At 57.1% G+C, this 19,803-nt stretch carries 18 protein-coding genes; 1 reads left to right on the forward strand and 17 read right to left on the reverse strand.

The window, feature by feature from the left end; translation table 11 throughout:
* Positions 1-166: 166 nt before the first annotated feature.
* Genes RUESEDTHA_RS19020 through RUESEDTHA_RS19045 form a run of 6 tightly spaced genes read right to left on the reverse strand, consistent with a single transcriptional unit; the run spans position 167 to position 5,645 of the window.
* On the reverse strand, positions 167-1,198 hold the full coding sequence (locus RUESEDTHA_RS19020; protein ID WP_180888242.1) for an alcohol dehydrogenase catalytic domain-containing protein: 1,032 nt from the start codon (positions 1,196-1,198) through the stop codon (positions 167-169).
* Positions 1,195-1,929 (reverse strand): MBL fold metallo-hydrolase, encoded by a 735-nt coding sequence (locus tag RUESEDTHA_RS19025; RefSeq protein WP_180888243.1) that lies wholly within the window; start codon positions 1,927-1,929, stop codon positions 1,195-1,197. Before RUESEDTHA_RS19025 ends, RUESEDTHA_RS19020 begins: the two co-directional genes overlap by 4 nt.
* A complete protein-coding gene (locus RUESEDTHA_RS21070) occupies positions 1,929-2,978 on the reverse strand; it encodes an ABC transporter ATP-binding protein (RefSeq protein ID WP_180888244.1) in 1,050 nt (349 codons plus the stop codon). Before RUESEDTHA_RS21070 ends, RUESEDTHA_RS19025 begins: the two co-directional genes overlap by 1 nt.
* On the reverse strand, positions 2,975-3,748 hold the full coding sequence (locus tag RUESEDTHA_RS19035; protein WP_180888245.1) for an ABC transporter permease: 774 nt from the start codon (positions 3,746-3,748) through the stop codon (positions 2,975-2,977). The genes RUESEDTHA_RS21070 and RUESEDTHA_RS19035 overlap by 4 nt, the downstream gene beginning before the upstream one ends.
* Positions 3,745-4,590, reverse strand: a complete 846-nt coding sequence (locus RUESEDTHA_RS19040) for an ABC transporter permease (RefSeq protein ID WP_180888246.1) — start codon at positions 4,588-4,590, stop codon at positions 3,745-3,747. The genes RUESEDTHA_RS19035 and RUESEDTHA_RS19040 overlap by 4 nt, the downstream gene beginning before the upstream one ends.
* A gap of 2 nt (positions 4,591-4,592) precedes the next feature.
* Complete coding sequence (locus tag RUESEDTHA_RS19045; RefSeq protein ID WP_180888247.1) at positions 4,593-5,645, reverse strand: extracellular solute-binding protein; 1,053 nt, start codon at positions 5,643-5,645, stop codon at positions 4,593-4,595.
* A 127-nt stretch (positions 5,646-5,772) separates the two neighbouring features.
* Here RUESEDTHA_RS19045 and RUESEDTHA_RS19050 point away from each other — a divergent pair, with 127 nt between their 5' ends.
* On the forward strand, positions 5,773-6,408 hold the full coding sequence (locus RUESEDTHA_RS19050; protein WP_180888248.1) for a TetR/AcrR family transcriptional regulator: 636 nt from the start codon (positions 5,773-5,775) through the stop codon (positions 6,406-6,408).
* A gap of 250 nt (positions 6,409-6,658) precedes the next feature.
* Here RUESEDTHA_RS19050 and RUESEDTHA_RS19055 read toward each other — a convergent pair whose 3' ends face one another.
* The 11 genes from RUESEDTHA_RS19055 to RUESEDTHA_RS19105 all read right to left on the reverse strand — a co-directional run bounded on the left by RUESEDTHA_RS19055 (position 6,659) and on the right by RUESEDTHA_RS19105 (position 19,781).
* Positions 6,659-7,633, reverse strand: coding sequence for a sugar-binding transcriptional regulator (locus RUESEDTHA_RS19055; RefSeq protein ID WP_180888249.1), 975 nt, complete (start codon positions 7,631-7,633; stop codon positions 6,659-6,661).
* Positions 7,630-8,652, reverse strand: coding sequence for an ABC transporter permease (locus tag RUESEDTHA_RS19060; protein ID WP_180888250.1), 1,023 nt, complete (start codon positions 8,650-8,652; stop codon positions 7,630-7,632). The genes RUESEDTHA_RS19055 and RUESEDTHA_RS19060 overlap by 4 nt, the downstream gene beginning before the upstream one ends.
* Positions 8,652-9,680, reverse strand: coding sequence for an ABC transporter permease (locus RUESEDTHA_RS19065; protein ID WP_180888251.1), 1,029 nt, complete (start codon positions 9,678-9,680; stop codon positions 8,652-8,654). The genes RUESEDTHA_RS19060 and RUESEDTHA_RS19065 overlap by 1 nt, the downstream gene beginning before the upstream one ends.
* Positions 9,677-11,203: a sugar ABC transporter ATP-binding protein gene (locus RUESEDTHA_RS19070; protein ID WP_180888252.1), complete on the reverse strand. Its 1,527-nt coding sequence runs from the start codon at positions 11,201-11,203 to the stop codon at positions 9,677-9,679. The genes RUESEDTHA_RS19065 and RUESEDTHA_RS19070 overlap by 4 nt, the downstream gene beginning before the upstream one ends.
* A 209-nt stretch (positions 11,204-11,412) precedes the next feature.
* A complete protein-coding gene (locus RUESEDTHA_RS19075; protein WP_219635907.1) occupies positions 11,413-12,429 on the reverse strand; it encodes a substrate-binding domain-containing protein in 1,017 nt (338 codons plus the stop codon).
* Positions 12,430-12,785: 356 nt separating this feature from the next.
* Positions 12,786-13,070, reverse strand: coding sequence for a putative quinol monooxygenase (locus tag RUESEDTHA_RS19080; RefSeq protein WP_180888254.1), 285 nt, complete (start codon positions 13,068-13,070; stop codon positions 12,786-12,788).
* A 3-nt stretch (positions 13,071-13,073) separates the two neighbouring features.
* A complete protein-coding gene (locus RUESEDTHA_RS19085) occupies positions 13,074-14,687 on the reverse strand; it encodes a GMC family oxidoreductase (RefSeq protein WP_180888255.1) in 1,614 nt (537 codons plus the stop codon).
* A gap of 19 nt (positions 14,688-14,706) precedes the next feature.
* A complete protein-coding gene (locus RUESEDTHA_RS19090) occupies positions 14,707-15,717 on the reverse strand; it encodes a zinc-binding alcohol dehydrogenase family protein (RefSeq protein ID WP_180888256.1) in 1,011 nt (336 codons plus the stop codon).
* Between the two features lie 5 nt (positions 15,718-15,722).
* Positions 15,723-17,234 carry an FGGY-family carbohydrate kinase gene (locus RUESEDTHA_RS19095; protein WP_255431825.1) on the reverse strand — a complete coding sequence of 504 codons (1,512 nt, stop codon included), beginning with the start codon at positions 17,232-17,234 and terminating at the stop codon, positions 15,723-15,725.
* Complete coding sequence (locus RUESEDTHA_RS19100; RefSeq protein WP_180888258.1) at positions 17,227-18,069, reverse strand: class I fructose-bisphosphate aldolase; 843 nt, start codon at positions 18,067-18,069, stop codon at positions 17,227-17,229. The genes RUESEDTHA_RS19095 and RUESEDTHA_RS19100 overlap by 8 nt, the downstream gene beginning before the upstream one ends.
* Positions 18,060-19,781 (reverse strand): glycerol-3-phosphate dehydrogenase/oxidase, encoded by a 1,722-nt coding sequence (locus RUESEDTHA_RS19105; protein ID WP_180888259.1) that lies wholly within the window; start codon positions 19,779-19,781, stop codon positions 18,060-18,062. The genes RUESEDTHA_RS19100 and RUESEDTHA_RS19105 overlap by 10 nt, the downstream gene beginning before the upstream one ends.
* Between the last annotated feature and the right edge of the window lie 22 nt (positions 19,782-19,803).

The following is a 19,803-nucleotide window of genomic DNA, read 5'->3' on the forward strand; positions in this document are numbered from 1 at the left end:
ATTCATCTGATCCTCCCGCTTGGAAGTGGTCCGCCATTATGGTTGAGAAAACGGAGGACCAAAAGATTAAGCGGTTGGCCTTCTAAGAAACCTTAGCCTCCTATCCAAGCGAAGGAGTCTATACCTGCCGCCGCGACAATCTGCAACGGTGTAGTGACTTACATGGCTACAGGTTGAAATCGATACACAACCTGCCGGTCACGTCCCCTGTCTTTAGGCGATCCAACGCATAGTTGACCTGATCCAGCGGTACAGTTTCCACATCCACTCCCAAAGGGCGCTGTGACGCAAAATCCAGAAAATCCAACAAATCCTGCCTTGTCCCAACCGAAGAGCCGAAAACCCTGTGCCCCCCGTCGATCAGCCACAGCATCGACAGATCAACCGGATCATCCACTAGCGCCACAGCCACAATATCGCTCAGTGGATTCACGGCGTCCTTGATCGTCTGCCAGACCCGAGGGGTTGGCGCGAAGTTCAGCGTCACATCGGCACCCCCCGCCCGTCGTACGGCCGCGCCCGCCTCAGGCCCGGCGAGGATACCCCAATCCGCCCCCAGACTTTGCGCCGTCTGCAACTTGGCGGCGTCCTGATCCACAACAATCACCCGCGCACCACGGGCTTTGGCGATCAGGACGGCGTATTGCCCCAACCCCCCTGCCCCGATGATCAGAACATTTTGACCTGCCTCCAGCTTGGATCGTTTCAGCGCGCTCCATGCAGTAAGTCCCGCGCATAGCAGCGGCGCCCCTGTTATCGGGTCGATCTGATCCGGGATTTCGCAGGCAAAGCGGGCCTCAAGCACCGCATATTCGGCAAAAGCACCATTCTGTTCGACGCCCCGCGCCTGTTGCGTTGGGCAATAGTTCTCAAGCCCGGACCTACAAGGTTTGCAGGCAAGACAGGTATCGTAAAGCCATGGCAACCCGACGCGAGCGCCGATGGCTGGTGCATTCCGCGTGTCTGGGCCCACAGCCACAACTCGACCGATCCCTTCATGGCCGAAAATTCTGGGGTAGGCGTCGTCTGGCAGGGCTTCATCCCGCAGATGCAGATCGCTGTGGCAAACACCGCAGCTTTCCAGTTTGACCAGAACCTGCCCATGCCCGACCTGCGGCACTGGCACCTCAGTTACGACCAAAGGCGCGCCTGGCCCCGTGCTGATCGCTGCTTTCATCTTTGCGGGAATTGCCGTCATCGCGCCGTGTTCTTTCCATCCAACCACGAGCGAATGATTGCGCGGTGGCGATCACGCCCAAAGCTTGGGAAGTGACCCCCATGCACAGTTTGTACAGGTAGATCATAGAGACGTACCATCGAGCGGTAATAATCGTCCGCATTGCTATGATAAGTGTCTTCGATCAACTCGCCATCATAGACAATATCGCCCGAAAACAAGATGCCTGTCGCGGCCTCCCACAAGGCAATTCCGCCCGGCGAATGGCCCGGTGTATGGATCACCTCGAAATGCCTGTCCCCAAGATCGACGATATCGCCATCGTCCAGCAGGCGCGTTGCCTGCGCGCCGCTGACTGCATATGTATCGGATCGGTAGGGCAAGGGCGGTAGGCAGTCGAAAATCTCGTCCGTCACATAGGGGTCGGCCAACGTCGCCCTGCGGGTTGGGTTCGCCAGAATATCGGCCTCGGCCCTGTGAACTGCGCGGTCCTCAAACTCGTGATGACAGCCGATATGGTCGAAATGTGTGTGGCTTGCGACCGCCGTCAACGCACGTTCGGTCACCAGAGGCACCCATGTTCGCAGCGACACAACACCCATACCGCTGTCGACCAGCATATCGCGGTCACGCCCACGCACATGCCACATGTTGCAGCGATAGAACGGCGTGATGAAAGGCTCATCGATCAGGGTGACGTCTTCGCCTTTGCGGGTGGTGCGGTACCAATCCTGCGGTTGCGCGCGTTGCATCAGGGGGTCTCCGGTTCGAACAGACGAAAATTCTCGACATCTGCGGATAACGATAGCACATCCCCCTGCGCCCACGCGCGGTCGGGCGCCAGATAGGCCGTAAGGCTCAGGTCCGGGGCACAGGCCGGTGACAGATGCGCCCGGCAATAGGTTCCGAAAAACGCCGCTGCAGTCACGGTGGCCTGCCCCATCGGGAACGAGCCCTGATCGTCCGCGCGGATATCCTCGGGGCGGAGGCAGATTGCGGCCGCCGCAGACGCCAGAGCATTCTGTGCGGGAAGAAGCCCAAAGGGTGTTTCTACACCAGCTCCAGATTTCACACCTTCTATATGGTTGTTTTCACCCATGAAATCCGCCGTGAACAGTGTTGCGGGGTGACGGTAAACCCGGTCGGGTGTGCCATGATCTTCGATCCGGCCCTTACTCATGACCACGATCCGGTCAGCAATGGCCATAGCCTCTTCCTGATCATGAGTGACATGCACAAAGGTTGTGCCGATCTGTTGCTGAATGGATTTCAGTTCATCCTGCATGGATCGCCGCAGCTTGAGGTCCAACGCGCCCAGCGGTTCGTCCAGCAGTAGAACGTCCGGGTTTACGGCCAATGCCCGCGCAAGCGCTACGCGCTGACGCTGACCACCGGACAAGGCATGGGGACGTTTGAGCGCCGCATCCTTCAGACCGACCAGGTCCAACATCTGTTCGGCGCGGGCGTGGCGGTCTTTCCGGCCCATACCGCTCATACGCAGGCCAAAGCCCACGTTGTCCCGCAGGGACATGTGCGGAAACAGGGCATAGTCCTGAAACACCGTGGTCGTGGGGCGTTTAACTGGCGCGACACGGGTCATATCCTGACCGCCAATCAGCACGCGGCCTTCGGTGGGTTCCAGAAACCCGCCAAGGATAGACAAAAGGGTGGTCTTGCCGCAGCCGGATGGCCCCAGCAGGGTTACGTATTCACCGGCCTCGATCTGCAGGTCGATCCCGGACAGCGCCTGAAACTGACCGAACCAGTGATTGAGACCCGAAAACGTGACAGACGCGGTCATTGGCGGCCTTTCCGAAAGATGGTGAGTTCCAGCAGCAGCACAACCGCCACCGAGATCAGGAAGACGAAGCTGCCGATTGCATTCAGTTGCGGCGACAGGCCAGACCTGAGCAGCGACCAGATTTCAACCGGCAAGGTGACGTCAAAGCGGGTCAGCAGGAAGGAGATGATAAACTCGTCCCAACTGAGCGTGACCGACAGGAAAAAGGCCGCCGCAATCGACGGCAGCAACATCGGAACCGTCACCAGCATGATCACCTTGGGCTCAGACGCGCCCAGATCACGGGCCGCTCGTTCGGCATTTTGCTGTTGCGCCCCCATCGAGGCGTAGATGATGGCAAAAGCCAGCGGCAGGTTGATAACCACGTGTCCGATGGCGGCGGTCCATAGCGAAACGCCAAAGCCCGACCGCGTCAGAACGATCAGCAGACCCAGCCCGACGATCAGGTAGCTGACAGTCAGGGGGGCGATCAGCAGCCCTCGGATCAGGGTCGATCCCGGCAGAACGTGCCGCGCCAAACCGTATGCGGCCAGAAATCCAAGCGTTACGGCAACCGCAGACGACCCGAAGGCAACAAGGATCGAGTTGCGCAGCGCTGCCATCAAATCCTCGTCCCCCAGAATGGTCTGGTACCATTGCACAGATGGCCCGTTGAACGGCGGCACCGGCAGCGATCCTTCCTGAAACGAGAACAGGACCAGCACACCCACCGGCAGGTAGATAAAGACAAAAGCGGCAATCAGGTAAGCCCACGGCAGAAAACGCATCATAACCGGTCAAGCCTTAACCAGCGGGCAGATAGCAGGTAGGCCAGCGCGACGATGCTCATCAAGACGATGGCCAGCGCCGAGGCCAGCGGGAAATCCGCACGTCGTCCCAATTGCACCATGATGACCTGTGGCACGGATAGTTCGGTATTGCCGCCCAGAATCTGCGGCGTGACGTAATCGCCGATACACAGGACAAAGGTCAGGAATGCTCCGGTGACAATACCGGGCAGCGTGAGCGGCAAGATCACGTGCCGGAAGGTTTGAAAGGCGTTGGCGCCAAGGTCCATTGCCGCCCGGCGATAGTTCGGGGATAGCTGGATCAGGTTGGCATAAATCGTCAGGGTCAGAAGCATCACAAAGAAATGCACAAAGCCCGTCACCGTCGCAAAGCGCGTATTGGCCAGCGTGATCGGCTCGGCGATGGCGCCGATCCACATCAGAGTCTCGTTCACTACGCCTTCGCGCGCCAGAACCAGCAGCCACGCATAGGACCGCACCACATAGGAGGTCCAGAATGGCAGGATCGCCAGCAGCAGGGCCAGGCGCTGCCAGCGCGGCGACACACGAAAGGCAATGATCCAGGCCAGCGGATAAGCCAGCACGACCGAGATCACCGTCACCGTCAGCGTGATTTCAAGCGAAACCAGAACGGCGCGCCACAGATACTTCTTTTCAAGCAGCTCGGCATAGTTGGCCAGCGACAGGTCCCAGACAAGCGTGCGCCCTTCAAGCGAAGCAAGGCTCATCGCGCCCATCACGACGAAAGGCACGATGAAAAAAGCGATGGTCCACAGCAGGGCCGGAGTGACAAAGCCCCAGCCCCGGATCTGGTCCTTGGACATGCTCACTGCTGCAGAGTTTCCAGCCACAGATCCTGCATTTCGATATCCAGATCCGCATCCGGTGCAGGATATAGCTGTGTCAGCGCCAAATAGTCAGGCTGCTGATCCCAGCGCAGGATGTCTTTCTGCGCATCGGTCAGAACGTCTCCGGCTTTGGCATTTGCGGGCATTCCCCAAAAGCACGAAGACGTCGCCAGACGAGCCTGCCCTTCGGGGCTGGTGATATATTTGATGAACTCAACCGCCAGATCGGGGTTACTGGCCCCCTCAACCACGCCAATGGATTGCGCCCAGCGAACCGCGCCTTCCTTGGGGATGGTCCATGTCAGTTCCGGCTGTTCCGAGGCCAGCACGGCCGTCAGCCACTCACCCCCACCGACAACGATATCCACCTCTCCTGTCGCCAGCGCCGTTTGCGCCGCAACAACCCCCGCGACCGAGGCCGCTCGGCTTCGCATGGTTGACAACACACCATCGATCTTTGCCAGATCTCCCGCACCAATCGCATCCGTTGCAATGCCTTCGGCAATAGCAGCCAGCCCCATTACGGGCAGGTAGTAGTCATAGATCGAAATCCGCCCGTCATATTTCTCGGACCAGACACTGGTCAGGCTTTCCATATCCGCGGGATCGACCTTGGCCGAGTTGTACGAGATCGTGTTGTAGCCAAATTTCTCGGTCACGGCATAGGTCACGCCGTCGACTGAGTTATTTTCGGCCATGACCACTTCGGGGAAGTAATCCGCAGTCGAGATCGCGCCCTCGGGCAGCGGGGCCAGAACACCGGCTTCGACTGCGCGGAACACGTCGATCCCGTCCACCACAAGCACATCCCAGTCGCCAGGTCTGGATTGCTCCAGCAATGCCAGCGCCGCGCCGGTTCCTTCGTATTCGCGAAGGTTGACCTTGACGTTATGTTCCGCCTCAAACGGCGCGATCAGTTCGGGATCAGTATGGTCGCACCACACCAACGCATTCAACTCGCCCTCGGCCCAGGCAGTACCAGCCATCAAGGCCAGCGCCGACGCGCCAAGGATTTTACGTCCGGTTTGCATTCGTTCATCTCCTGTTGATTACGGTTCGCCCGGTTTTTGTGTGGGTCTGTCCGAAAAAACTTGAACAGCCTCATCTTTTAAGTCAACTCTAAATTTGGATTTGTGTTACACGGGGTCGTTTTTCCACATGGCAGGATTACGAGAGCGGCAAAAAGCAGCGCGCGAGCGTCGCATTCTGGAAGCCGCATCCGCGAAATTCCGGTCACACGGCTATCGGTCGGTGAAAATCGAAGACTTGGCAGAAATGGCCGAAGTGTCGGTCGGCACGGTCTACAACTATTATGAGACCAAGGGCGACATTCTGATTGCCACCGTCGCCATGGAGGTCGAAGAGGTCATCGCCGCAGGCGCGCCGATTCTGGAGAACCCACCGCAGCGCGTTGATGACGCGCTACTGGCGTTGATTTATCAATATTATGATCACTCGCTCGAGTACCTGTCGAAGGAAATGTGGCGCGCGGCGATTGCCCATTCCATCGAACACCCCAACACACCAAGTGGTCGGCGTTACGCGGAACAGGATCGTCGGCTTGCAGCACAGGTGACCGAATTGATCAGGGTTCTGCAGGGCCGGAAGCTGGTGCGCCAAAACCTGGTCGCCACAGACCTTGGCACACTAATTTTCGGTGCTTTAAATCAGGCGTTCATTGAATTCGTCAAACAGGATGACATCACACTCGCTCAGCTCAGAACTCAAATCGCCGCGCAGATCGCACCTGTCGCGTCCCTCATGTCAGGAGATGTCCCAGTGACAAATCAATAGGGTTTTGTCGCAAATTTCTTTGAAGGCAAAGCAGGTTGAGCAGGAGAACAATTTTCCTGCATCCTGCGTGAACTGCTGTAACGGGCGGAGTCTTTACGTGAATTGACCGTTGCTGATCTAGCGAAAGATTCGCATCCCAGCATTAGTCAGATCCGGCGGCCACAGGGTCAGCGACGGCACAAAGGTCAGTCGGTGACTTAAGCCAGATTTTCAGTCTTTGGCAGCAAAATCAGACAAAATCAGTGTTTTCTCACACGGCATTTTCGCTTGCCTCGTTCAATACCGCCTGCGCTGTAACATCATCAATGACCAAAGTGCTGATATGGCCCCCATTTAGCGCAGCACGTACCGGTTCAGCCTTATCGATGCCGGAGGCAACACCAATGCGGATCGGAACCAATTTGGCGTCCTTCAGCGGCAGGCTAACAAGTCTGGAGTTAAGCGCGGTGCTGCACAGCTCACCTTCGCAATCGACCAGGTGCCCAAGCAGTTCCGCCCTGACCCCGCTATCGTAGAGCTGCGACCGGTCCTCTTCGGACAGGGGGTGCGCTTTGTAATAAGTCGCATCCTCTTCGGTTACAGCGCCCAGTCCCAAGAGAGAGACATTAGCGTTCCGCGCTTGGGTGAGCACATCGCTCACAGCACGCACTGACAGCAGAACATCGCGTTCATCCTGCGTATCGGCATGCAAGGGCGCGTGGATTAGGGTTGCCGAACCGCCCAAACCGTCCGCGATACGGGTCGCGATGTGGTTCACATCGGTATAATGCTGCCCTTGCACCCCTCCAGTCATTGGCACCACGACATTCGACGTTGCGCCGCCCGGCTTCAAATGGTCCGCGACGGCGCTGAGCGTTTTGCCGCCCGATATTGCCAAAACGTCGGTGGGTCCAAGAATATGCTGCAGATGCTGCGCCGCCGATTTTCCGACCTGATCCAGCGTGATTTCAGCGTTTTCGGTTACGGTGTTGACCACAAGGCACGCGGACAGCGGCCAGCGCTCCTTCATCTGGCGTTCCAGCTCGAACAGACGTTGGAACGGGCTGTGGATGCGAAATTCGACCATGCCCATCTCGCGGCCCTGCTTGATCAGCCGGTTCACCTTGGCCGTCGACAGTTTCAGGCTGTTGGCAATGTCAGCCTGAAGCAGCCCCTCTTGAAAATGCAGGGTCAGGACACGGGCGATCAGGCGCAGCGTGTCGGGATCGGGTCCGGATGCGTTCAATTTTCACTGTCCCTTCTGCTCACCAAATGGTTCGATGCCGCCGCCAGCAACAACGCGGTGCCAACGACCAGAGTTTGGAAATAGGCGGGCACCAGTGTCAACATGCCCACAGTCAAAGACATGATGATCAGCGCCCCGATAAAGGATTTCAGAACCCGCCCCTCGCCGCCGCTGAAGGCTGTACCACCCAACAGAACCACAAGTATAGCGGTTAGTTCCATCCCGTCGCCCGACAGCGGGTCGCCCAGCGACATAAAGCTGGACCGCGCAATGCCCGCCAGCGCCGCACAAACACCGACCAGCACATAAAGAAGGATAACCGTCCGCGCGGTGTTGATTCCTGACAATTTCGCAGCCGTCGGATTGCCCCCGGTTGCGGCGGCGTATTTGCCTAGTTTCATCCGATCCTGCGCGATGATCATTGCAATCGTAACCAGTATGGCCACCCAAAAGGCCCAGGGCAGACCAAACAGCACACCATCTCGCCCATAATCGTTGAACCAACCGGGCATTTTCAGGTCGCCACCGGATTTGATCGCCGAAACACCATCCTCAACCAGCAACAATGCGATGCCTTTATAAAGGCTTAGGGTGATCAGCGTGGCGATGACCGGCGTGATCTTTAATCGGATCACAAGAAACCCGTTAATAGCCCCCAGCAGAACGCCCAATAGAACGGTCGCAACAAAAGCCGGCAAGAACGGTACCCCGTTGATTACGAGCATAGCATAGACAACTGCGCTCAGGCTCATGGCGCTGCCCACGGACAAGTCGATATAGCCCGAGATCATCAACAACGTGAACGCCCCGGCCAGCGTCAGGATCGGTGCCGAAATACGCAGGATGTTGATGATATTGCGCTCACTCAGGAAGTTGCCACGCTCGAACAGGGGAAACTTGTCCAGGTTGGCCGTGCTGAGCACCACGACCACAAGGATCAGGACCAGATAGATGTAATAGTCCTTGAGGAACCGTTTCACACGGTCGCCGGATGTGGGGTTTTGGGTCAGATCGGTCATTATGCGTGTCTCCGGGCCAGAGCCCAAGTCTGAGCCATGATTGCGATGAACACCGCGATGGCCTTGAGGGTGAATTGCCAGTCAGGCGAAAGAACCAACCCGGTGGCCGCAGACGTCACGGTCGCCAATATGATTGCCCCGAAGAACATCCCAATTACTGACCCAAACCCGCCTGCAATAGCGACCCCGCCCAGCAGCGAGATGACCAGCGCGTCAAACTCCATCAGCATGCCACGGTTTGAGAACCCGGATTTGAATTCCGAAGCCAGCAAAATGCCAACAGCTCCGGCCATGGCCGCGCTGAAGAGATACAGCTTGATGACATGCCGCGCGTTATCGACCCCCGAAAGCCGCGATGCGACAGGGTTGGCTCCGATCAGATAGGTCAACCGGCCAAACACCGTCTTGCGTTCGACAAAAACGGCCACAAGGATCAGGACCGCCATCAGCACAACCGGCAGTTTGATCGAAGTGCCGAACATGGTCATGTTCCCCAACACACCAAAATCTGACGGCAGGTTGGTATTGCGCTGCGAGCCTTGCGTGACCACCTGCGCGATCCCCCGCGCCAGCATCATCGTGCCAAGCGTGACGATGATTGACGGCACCCGCAGCGCAACAACAAATACCGCATTGATTGCCCCGATCAGCATCGCGCCGATCAGGGCGCAGACCATCGCCAGCCAAGTCGGCATGCCCCAGCCCGAGGACAGAGCATTCGCACCTTCGGTCGACTGCGCAAACCACACGGCCAAAACACCCGACAGTGCGACGATGCCTCCGACTGACAGGTCAAAGTTTCCCGAAACCAACAGGAACGTCACACCGACCCCCAATGAGATCACCGCCCAGTTGTTCGTCACCAGGTTCACAACGTTCTGAAACTGAAAGAAATTTGGCACCAGAATGGAGGCCAATAGGAACAACGCCACAGCAGCTCCGGCGACAAGCGACGTGATGAACATCTCATCACTTAGCCTGTTGTCCCGTTCGGCCAACCTGCGGCCCGCAATTGCTTGGTCGGTCATGGATTCTCTCTGCCTCCGCCGGTTACGACATTCAGAATCTGAGGAATGTCGACCTCTGCCCCGTTTTGAATCTCGGCCTCAACCCGCCCGTCATACATCAGGAACACCCGGTCGCAGATGCCCAACACCTCTTCCAGTTCGGATGAAAAGATACAGATTGCCCGGCCATTATTGGCCAGATCGCGGATCAGATCATAAATCTCGGATTTTGCCCCAACATCTACGCCGCGTGTTGGTTCGTCCAGCAGCAGCATATCTGCATCCGCAAACAGACACTTGGACAAAACGACCTTCTGCTGGTTCCCACCCGAAAGCTTTTCGGCATACTTCTCAATCGAATTGGTCGCGATGCCCAGTTTGCCGACATATTCCCGGGCAACTTCCTTTTCGCGCTCATCCTTAAACACACCGAAGCTGGCAAGCTTGCGGATGTTCATGATCGGAATGTTGCGCCGGATCGTCAGTTCCGTGAACAGACCTTGCGTGCGCCGCTCTTCGGGGACCAGGGCGATCCCTGCCTCAATGGCCTCTTTCGGCGAGGAGGGGCGTTTACGGCCTAGAAAATCAATCTGCCCGTCCGCTTTGTCGGCCCCGTAAATGGCGCGTGCGACTTCGGTCTTACCCGCACCAACAAGGCCATAAAAACCAACGATTTCGCCCTCATTCACATGAAATGAAACGTCCTTCAGAAGGTAGTTACTCAGCCCTTTGACCGTCAGCACCGGTTTGTCGGCAATTTCACCACGCGATTCGTAGTCATGGGTGATCGCGCGACCCACCATCATCTCTATCAACTCGGGCCGACCGTTCACGTCCGCCAGAGGTTTGGTGGCAATATGCTTACCGTCACGCATGACCGTGACGTTGTCGCCCAGCTCAAAAATCTCATCCAGCTTGTGCGAGATATAGATGACCGTCACGTCCGAGTCCCGAAGCCTGCGGATTACTCCGAACAGGCGCTCGACCTCGCGTTCTGACAAGGCGGCGGTGGGTTCATCCATGATGATAATACTGGCCCCTGATGAGGCCGCGCGGGCAATCTCGACAATCTGTTTTTGCGCTACGCTCAGCGATGAAACGCGCGCACTGGGGTCGATCGTCGGTTCAATTGCTGCGAGGGTTTTAGTCACCCGCTCCTCTAGATCGGACTTGACCAGGAAACCAAGCCGACTGGCCTCCATCCCGAGGGTCAGGTTTTCCAAGACAGTCAGTTGATCAACAACGTGCAGTTCCTGAAACAGCGTGCCGATACCGCTTTCGCGTGCATCCTGCGTGCTGCTGGGCGCATAATCACGACCCAGAATGGCCATTGATCCGCTTGTCGGGGCAAGCGCGCCTGTCAGCATCTTGACGATAGTTGACTTCCCCGCCCCATTCTCGCCGACCAGGCAATGCACCGTATTCCGGTCAATATCGAACGACACGGTGTCCACGGCGCGTACACCGGGGTAGTCCTTGGTCAGATCCCTGACGGACAGAGCTTTTTCCTGTGCATTGTCGGCAAAGGCAGTCTGCACGATCATTCCCTTTATTTTCGCAAGACAACAGTGGCAGCGAACTAGTCGCTTCCATGGGCCAAGCTTATCTGATTTTGAATAGGTTGCTACCAACGCCGGCCTCAGTAGGGAGGACGAGGTTACGACGTTGGCAGCAATTAAAGAACCAACCGGGCTGATCAGGTCAAAAGTCGGGTATTAGGCCTGATCGCAACGACAGGTTCGCTCAGGGCTGGTTAGCCGCCGAACTGGTCCTTAAGCCACTGTTCTGCCTCATCTTTCGGCATCGACCAGTAAGATACAGTGTAGGCCTTATAGAAGAACTCTTCCGCTGTGTCTGAGGTTGGTGCGACCTTGCCATCCAGAACATCCATGATCAGGTCGATACGGCCTTGTGCGGTTTCAACCGGCGGCAGGCCCATCGATACTTTCAGACTGGAATTCGGATCATAGACCTGCTCGAATTCGACCGAGTCAAAATCGACGCTTGCCACGATTTCAGTCAGCGGTTTGCCGTTGTCGAACTTGCCGCGGCCCAGTTGCGCCAGGCCGGCCATAGTGCCGACGGTCAGGTTAGAGGCTTCGGAATAGATCAAGTTCACCTCGGGCCGTTGGGTCAGCAGGTCGACAATGATCTGCTTGGCCGCTTCCTGACCCTTGCTGGAATCCAGCGCGCCCAGGTTTTCAGCGTCAGGATCAACCGAAAGCACACCTTCGGCAAAAGGTGCCGTTCTACCCGAGTTCACCTCGGTATGGTTCGGCCAACCCAGTTGCACCATGACGATCGGCTTGTCGGGATGTGCCTCTTTCCACGCTTTGGCCATCTGCGCGCCCATTTCGAACGACACAGCGGCTTCATCGCTGCGTGCGGTCGGGATACCCGTGTCGGTGATCGGGCTGAAGAACGAGGTCATTACGATATCGTCGGCCAACGCGTCTTCGACGCCTGGCGTCGCGGCCTCGGCATCCCAGATGTGCAGAGTGGCTGCATCAAAACCACCGGCGGCGATCTGGTCGACATTCTGAGTCATAACAGCAGAGTCTGCCTGCCCATCAAAGACCACAACCTCAGCACCATATTTTTCTTTAGCATAGCGCTCGGCCTCAGCCGCCTGAGATTGGTGAAAAACGTTCGACAAGTCGGACACAAAGAATGCGATCCGCTTCCCATCATCAGCAAAAGCCGCGGCCCCACCAACAAAAGTCAGTGTCGTGGCCAGCAGACCCGCCTTGAGTACATTCCTCCGCTGCATTTTCATCTCTTCCCTTTTTGTTTCCTCCAGAGCGCGGCTGATCTGAAACAATAGGCATCAGAGCCGCAATTCCAGCCCGAACCTCTCCTCAGGAATCGATACTGAAATATATTACAGTGTATGTTATTATTCTCATTTTGCTTGCCTAGTCAACTGTTTTTGGCGGCCGATAAGCTCGAGAATTTTGTGGATCCGCTTTTGAAAAAAGCCCTTAACAATTTGAATATAAACACATAAAATTCATTCTCTTTTGAAGGGTTTTGCAGCACAGACGTATCCTCGTCAGCACAATGCTGACCGAAAAGAAAAATGCTCTAAATCACTGTTAGATTTTGGTGAAAAGAATCCCGCCGAGCTTACAGCTTCGCCAGCTTCTGAACGGAAATTCGCGCCTTTCCCTTCACGATTTCTTTGAACCGGACCATGTGCGGCATGCGCGCGTGACTGGTAATCACCTCAGCCCCGGACCAAACCTCGTGGATCAGAAATTCGGTCTTTTTGTCGAGTGATAAGAACACATCATAGCCCCGGTTACCTGCCTCTTGACGACTGGCATTTGCGAGATCTTCGATTGCGGTGCGCACCACTTCTGACTGGCCATCTTCCGGCTCGATGCGCGCGATGATCACAATCTCCGTCATCTCTCAGGCCCTGTTGCGGATCATGTCGGCCGCTTTCTCAGCGATCATAACAACAGGAGATGCAGTGTTGCCCGAAACGATTTTCGGCATGATTGACGCATCAACAACCCGTATCCCCCCAAGGCCATGCACTCTGAGATCCGTACCCACTACCGCCGATGCATCAGACCCCATCTTACATGTCCCGACTGGGTGGAAGATCGTGGTGGCAATGTCACCAACACCTTTCACAAGATCCTCTTCGGTTTCCATGGCTGGACCCGGCAGAATTTCCTCGGGCTGATAAGGCTTGAGGGCATTCGCCGTCATGATCATCCGCGCTTGGCGCACTGATTTCGCGGCAACACGCTTGTCATTGTCCGTGGACAGATAGTTCAAACGGATATCGGGCTGGGTCGTGGTATCCGCCCCCTGAATATGGCAGGTTCCAATACTCTCGGGGCGCAGGTTGCAGACCGAAACGGTAATGGCCGGAAACGGATGCAACGGATCGCCCAGTTTGTCGGTGGACAAGGGTTGAACGTGATACTCCAGATCGGGCGTTGCCAGATCAGGGTTGGATTTGGTGAACATCCCGAATTGACTGGGGGCCATGGACATCGGCCCCGATTGCGTTAACCCGTATTGCAGAGCGATCTTCGCCTTGCCGACCAACGAGTTAGCCATCGTATTCAGCGTTTTCGCGTTCTGTACTTTGAACACGGTGCGGATTTGCAGATGATCCTGAAGGTTCTCACCCACGCCTGTGCTTACGTGATGCACAGCAATGCCATGTTCGGCCAACACAGCACCTCGACCAACACCCGAGAGTTCCAGAATTTTGGGAGAGTTGATCGCCCCAGCGGCCAGCAAAACCTCGGCCCCAGCGAAGGCATCATAGCGAACGCCTTTTTGCAGAAAGCGGACACCTGTCACTCGCTTACCGTCGAACAACAACTCCTGTGTTTCGGCATGGGTCATTACACGCAGGTTCGGGCGTTTCATCGCTGGGCGCAGAAAACCTTTCGCTGTATTCCAGCGCACGCCATTGCGTTGGTTGACCTCGAAGAACCCGGTGCCTTCGTTACTGCCATCGTTGAAATCCGCGCGTGGCTGAATGCCAAATTCCTTTGCCCCTTCCTGCACAGCCTTCAGGATATCCCACTCCAACCGTTGTTTTGAGACCTTCCACTCACCACCTGAGCGGTGCATCTCGCTGTCGCCCGCATGGTGATCCTCGGACTTCAGAAAATAGGGCAGCACGTCATCCCATCCCCAACCGGCATTGCCCAGTTGGCGCCAATGATCGTAGTCCGCCGCCTGCCCCCGCATATAAATCATGCCATTGACCGAGGTGCAGCCGCCCAGAACCTTGCCGCGCGGATAGACCAGGGAACGCCCGTTCAGCCCCGGTTCAGCAGCGGTTTTCATCATCCAGTCAGTGCGCGGATTGCCGATGCAATAGAGATAGCCAACGGGGATATGCACCCAGTGGTAATTGTCCGATCCGCCCGCCTCTAGAAGCAACACCCGCGTCTTGGGGTCTTCGGTCAGGCGGTTGGCCAGAACACAGCCCGCCGTGCCTGCGCCGACGATGATATAGTCATATTCGCCATCAAGTTTCCGGGCGTCTGTCATGGAATTCTGGTCTTTCTGGTTAGAATGCGACGACAAGTTTGCCGATCATACGACCGGTTTCGATGATCGCGTGGGCCTCTTTCAGCGTTTCCGCTGACAAGCCGTTCAGTGTTTTCTGTTCGGTCGTTCGGATGATCCCGTCATCAACCATGCTGGCAACACGAGCCAAAATCTGCCCCTGCCGAGCCATATCTGCCGTTCCAAACAGCGAACGGGTGAACATCAGTTCCCACATCAGCGCGGCGGACTTGCCCTGCAATGCCGAGATATCCAGCTTTTCCGGCGTTTCGACGATGGTTCCGATGCGGCCCTGCGGCGCGATCAGTTCACACATGGCATCCCAATGCTGTGCGGTGTCGGCGTATTGCGTGATGTAGTCCGCGGTTTCATGCCCTGCGGCCTGCACCTCGGCGATCAGATCGCGATGGTTAACCACCTGATGCGCACCCATGTCCTTGCACCAATCGACCGTTTCAGGGCGAGATGCAGTGGCGATCAGATTCAATCCAGTCAGCTTACGTGCAAGTTGCAGGGTAATCGAACCCACCCCTCCGGCCCCGCCGATAACCAGCAGGCTGGCCGGCGTTTCATTTGTGGGAACTTGCAACCGGTCAAACAGCATTTCCCACGCGGTCAACGACACCAAGGGCAAAGAGGCAGCCGCAGCGGGGCCCACCGTCTTCGGAGCAAGTGATGTGATGCGATGATCGACCGCCTGTAACTCAGCATAAGACCCTGGGCGATCGGCATCGCCAGCATACCACACCCGGTCATCTTTGGTGAATCCTGTGACCTCGGAGCCCATATCAAGCACAATACCTACGGCGTCATATCCCAGAATGAACGGCTCGGCATGATCCTGCTCGGCTGCTGTTCGGATGCGGCGCTTGGCATCTGCGGGATTGACCGAGATTGCCTCGACCTCGACCAGCAGATCGTTGGGTCGCAGAACCGGCTCTGGCAGGTCGACATCCATCAAGCTGTCAGGCGCGTCAATTGGAAGTGATTTCAGAAATCCCACGGCTTTCATGCTGATTACCTTTCGGTTGAAGTTTGAGCACTGTCCCAAAACCCGCGCATGGCTTCGATAAGCGCGAGGTACTGCGCGTAGCGGGTATCATAGTGGGCTTTCATGTCCGCATTCGGCTGGAACTCGGCCTTGCGACGGGTCATCTGACCGATGGCCTCTTCGTAGGAGCCATACGCGCCTGTCGCCACCGACACACCAATCGCCGCACCCAAAGCACCAGTTTCCTGCGCTTCGGCCACATAGATCGGTACACCAAGGCAATCGGCGAACATCTGCGGCCAGACAGGGCTACGCGAGCCACCGCCAGACAGAACCGCCTGATCAAAGCGGACGCCTGCGGTTTTGAGAACCTCGATATGGCGGCGGTGCTCGAACAAAACACCCTCGAACAAGGCGCGCAGCATGTGGCTTTCGCCGTGCCAGCCCGCAACACCATAAAACCCACCTCGGAACGACGCCCCCTGCCCTGAACCATAAAGGAACGGATGAAAGAACGGATCATCCGCCGCAGGGGTGACCTCGGCCACCTTGTCATTGCAGAACCCAAATGGATCGTCGTGATGCGCGCCACGTTCGACGAATTCACGCACATACCATTCAAGATTGGCCGCCGACGTCGCACTTGCTTCGATATTCACAAACCGGTTGGGGCCAAAGCCCGATACCATGAACAGATCATCGTTGACGGCAGGTTTGTCGGAAAACACCTGATTGATGCTCCAGGTTCCTGCTATAATCGACGCCTCGCCCGCGCGCACGACGCCCGAGCCCATGGCACTGGACACCACGTCGAAATAGCCGCCGATCACCGGCGTGCCTTCGGCCAGGCCGGTCGCTGCGGCAGCCTCGGCGCTGACGGTTCCGGCGATATCCGCTGGGTCGATCAGGCGTGGCAGCATCTCGCGCGCATCATCCAAACCGTAAAGCGACAGCAATCCGTCATCATAGGCACACTCGGGCATCCGGGTCAGACCACCGCCCGACATGTCCGAGATCTCGCTGACCCACTCATCGGTTAGCTTGTACGTAATGAAATCCTTGCACAGAAGCACAGTGCCGGTCTGCGCATAAATCTCGGGCTGGTGGCGTTTGATCCAAGCCAGCAGAACCGGGGTTTGCGACGGCCACGGCTTTTGCAAACACAGCGCGTGCAGGGCATCCCCTGCGGCTTCTGACAATTCCTCAGCCAGGCCAGCAGCACGTGTGTCCAGCGACTGAATACCCACTAGCGGTTCACCCGCCTTGTCCAGCAGGTACAGCCCGTTGCCATGCCCGGCACAACCCACGCCAATAATCTGATCCGACGTGATCCCGGCCTTGTCGATGCAACCAGAGATCACCTGCCGTGCATTGGCCCAAAGCTCATTCAGGTCGCGCTCCACGTGCCCCGGCTGCGGGGTCGACGACTGACCGTCCAGCACCTCCATCGCGACGGGCCGCCCATTTAGGTCGAAGAGCACGGCCTTGATGACCGTGTTCCCCGCATCCAGCCCCAATATGTATTGGTTGTTAGCCACGGTTATAGATATCCCACGCTTCTTCGCCGCTGGCCTTCTCATGGATCATCGCCATCAAAGCTGCCACAACTGCCTTGGGATTGTCGTGCTGATAGATGTTGCGGCCATAAACCATCCCTTGCGCACCCTGCGCCATCAGAGCCGCCGATTTCATCAGAACGTTCTTCAGGTCTTCCTTACCACCGCCGCGCACCAGAACGGGCACGCGCGCAGCCTCAATCACGCGGTGGAAGTCCTCGGGGTTTTCGGTCGGGTCTGCCTTGATGATGTCAGCCCCCATTTCCGAGGCCAGACGCACCAGCGTCACGATCTTTTCTGCGTCACCATCCACCTGATAGCCGCCGCGCACATCGTTGGGCAGCATGACCAAAGGTTCGATCATCAGCGGCATCCCGTATTTGTGACAAGCCGCGCGCACCTTGCTGATGTTCTCGACACACTGACGAAACAGTTCAGGCTCGTCCGGCAGCATGAACAGGTTCACGACAACGGCGGCGGCGTCCATTTCCAGTGCGCCGATAATCGGCTCGTCTGCGTTTTGCAGCATCGACCACATCACCCGGTGGCGCTGATCGTTATAGGGGTTACCCATGTCGATCCGCATCACCAGCGCGGGTTTGTCCTTTTCGGGGCGCGATTGCAGCAGGTCGGCTTGCCCATAGGCACACTGAATGGCATCCGGCTTGGCACCGATCAGCGTGTCCATGACACTCGCCATATCCTCAAGCCCGACCATAAAGCTGGGCTCATTGCAGACCCCGTGGTCGATCGCCACGTCCAGACAGCCCCCGTTGGTAAACATCCGGTTCATTCGGGCTTTGGTACTTACACGCATTCTGTTCTCCGTTCCTTGTTTCGTGCAGTCAGAGTCTCGGCTGACACGCCGTAATACTCGGACAATTCATGGATTAGCGCTTGGGTCTGATCAGTGATTTCCTGCGGGCTGATACCGCGTTCGGTGGCCACAACAGTTCCCAACTGGCCCAGCAGCGCGTCCGAAATCTGCCCTGTGATCGCCAAAGCGGTCCGGCGCAGGACTATATCAGACAGGGTTTCGACAAATTCCGTGCGCAGCAGCCAAATAATCTCGGCCTCGGTATAGGGGCAGCCAGCCAACAGTGGCGTATCCTTAACCGATTGGCAGAACTGGGCCACATCGTCGGCGTGCGTGCCGTAATGTTCCATCAGGTGCAGCGCGCGGTCGGACGATATGTGAAAGTCCTCGACCAGCCTTTCTTGCAGCGTTTTCGCATCATCGGGGAACTGTGCTCCGCCCCCGATAGACAATCCAAGGGTCGATGTCTTGCGCGGTTTTTCTAGCTCGGCCAGAACCTCATCCGTGGTCTGTTCCCCAAAGGCACGGAAGGTGGTCCATTTGCCACCAACCATGCAGAACTGCGGCACCAATCCGTCCAGCCGCTTTGTGTAGTGACCACGCGAAATCCGACCGGTGAAATCCTGATCACTGTGCGGCAGCGGGCGGATCCCGCTATAGCTGAACACAACCTGTTCGGGGACGATCTGAATCTCTGGAAATACCAACCGCAGAGAACCGAGGATATAGTCAAACTCTTCCGGCTCACATCGCACGCGCGTCGCCTTGTCGACGCGAATATCGGTTGAACCCGCCAGCACCTTGCCCTGATAGGGGAATACGATACAGACCCGCCCGTCGGTATTTTCGAAATAGATCATATGACCGCCAAGCGCCTGCAACAGCGCCGGGTTGTCGATGATCAGGTGTGAGCCCTTGGTGCCCGAGACCATTTGCTGATTGGCTTCACCGCCCAGGCTGCGGACTGTATCATCCAGCCAGGCACCAGTGGCATTCACGATCACCTTGGGCTGGACTGGCAATTCCTGACCGCTGCGCCGGTCTGTCACAGCATAATCTTCACCGTCCCGCGTCATCTCGGCATAGTTCAGAGCTATGCAATCAGGCGCGGCGATCTGAACATCGCGGATCATTTCAACACACAGACGTTCCGGATGCGTGATCTGCGCGTCATAATACACGGCTGATCGAGTAGCCTTGGGCGTTAGCGCAGACCAGTCGTTGCGCGTTCGCCCTGCGCTGTTGAAATGATGCTTTGGCAGGATACGCCGCTTGCGCGTCACCCAATCATACAGTGACAACCCCAGCTTGATCGGCACCGCACCCCTGCTTGACGGCTTACCCTGCCAGCCCACAAAGCTGGCCACCGCGTTTAACATACCCGAAAACACCGAAGTGATCGGAATAACCGTCGGCAAAGGCCGCACCATATGAGGAGCGTTCAACAGCAGCGCGTCGCGTTCGCGCAGCGACTCCTGCACCAGATCGAATTCGCCATTCTCTAGGTAACGCAATCCACCATGGATCATCCGCGACGGCGCGGCGCTGCACCCCGAGGCAAAGTCGTTGCGCTCAACCAGCAAGACCCGCAGCCCCTGCAAGGCCAAATCCCGATACACTCCAATCCCGTTTACGCCCCCGCCGATAACCACAGCGTCAAACGCAGCGTTCTCGTGCAGCTTTGTCAGGTTTTGTTGTCTTTGTTCTGACATGGTGGTCCTGTTCGTTGCGGGG

This window comes from Ruegeria sp. THAF57, from assembly GCF_903914075.1.
Classification (GTDB): Bacteria; Pseudomonadota; Alphaproteobacteria; order Rhodobacterales; family Rhodobacteraceae; genus Ruegeria.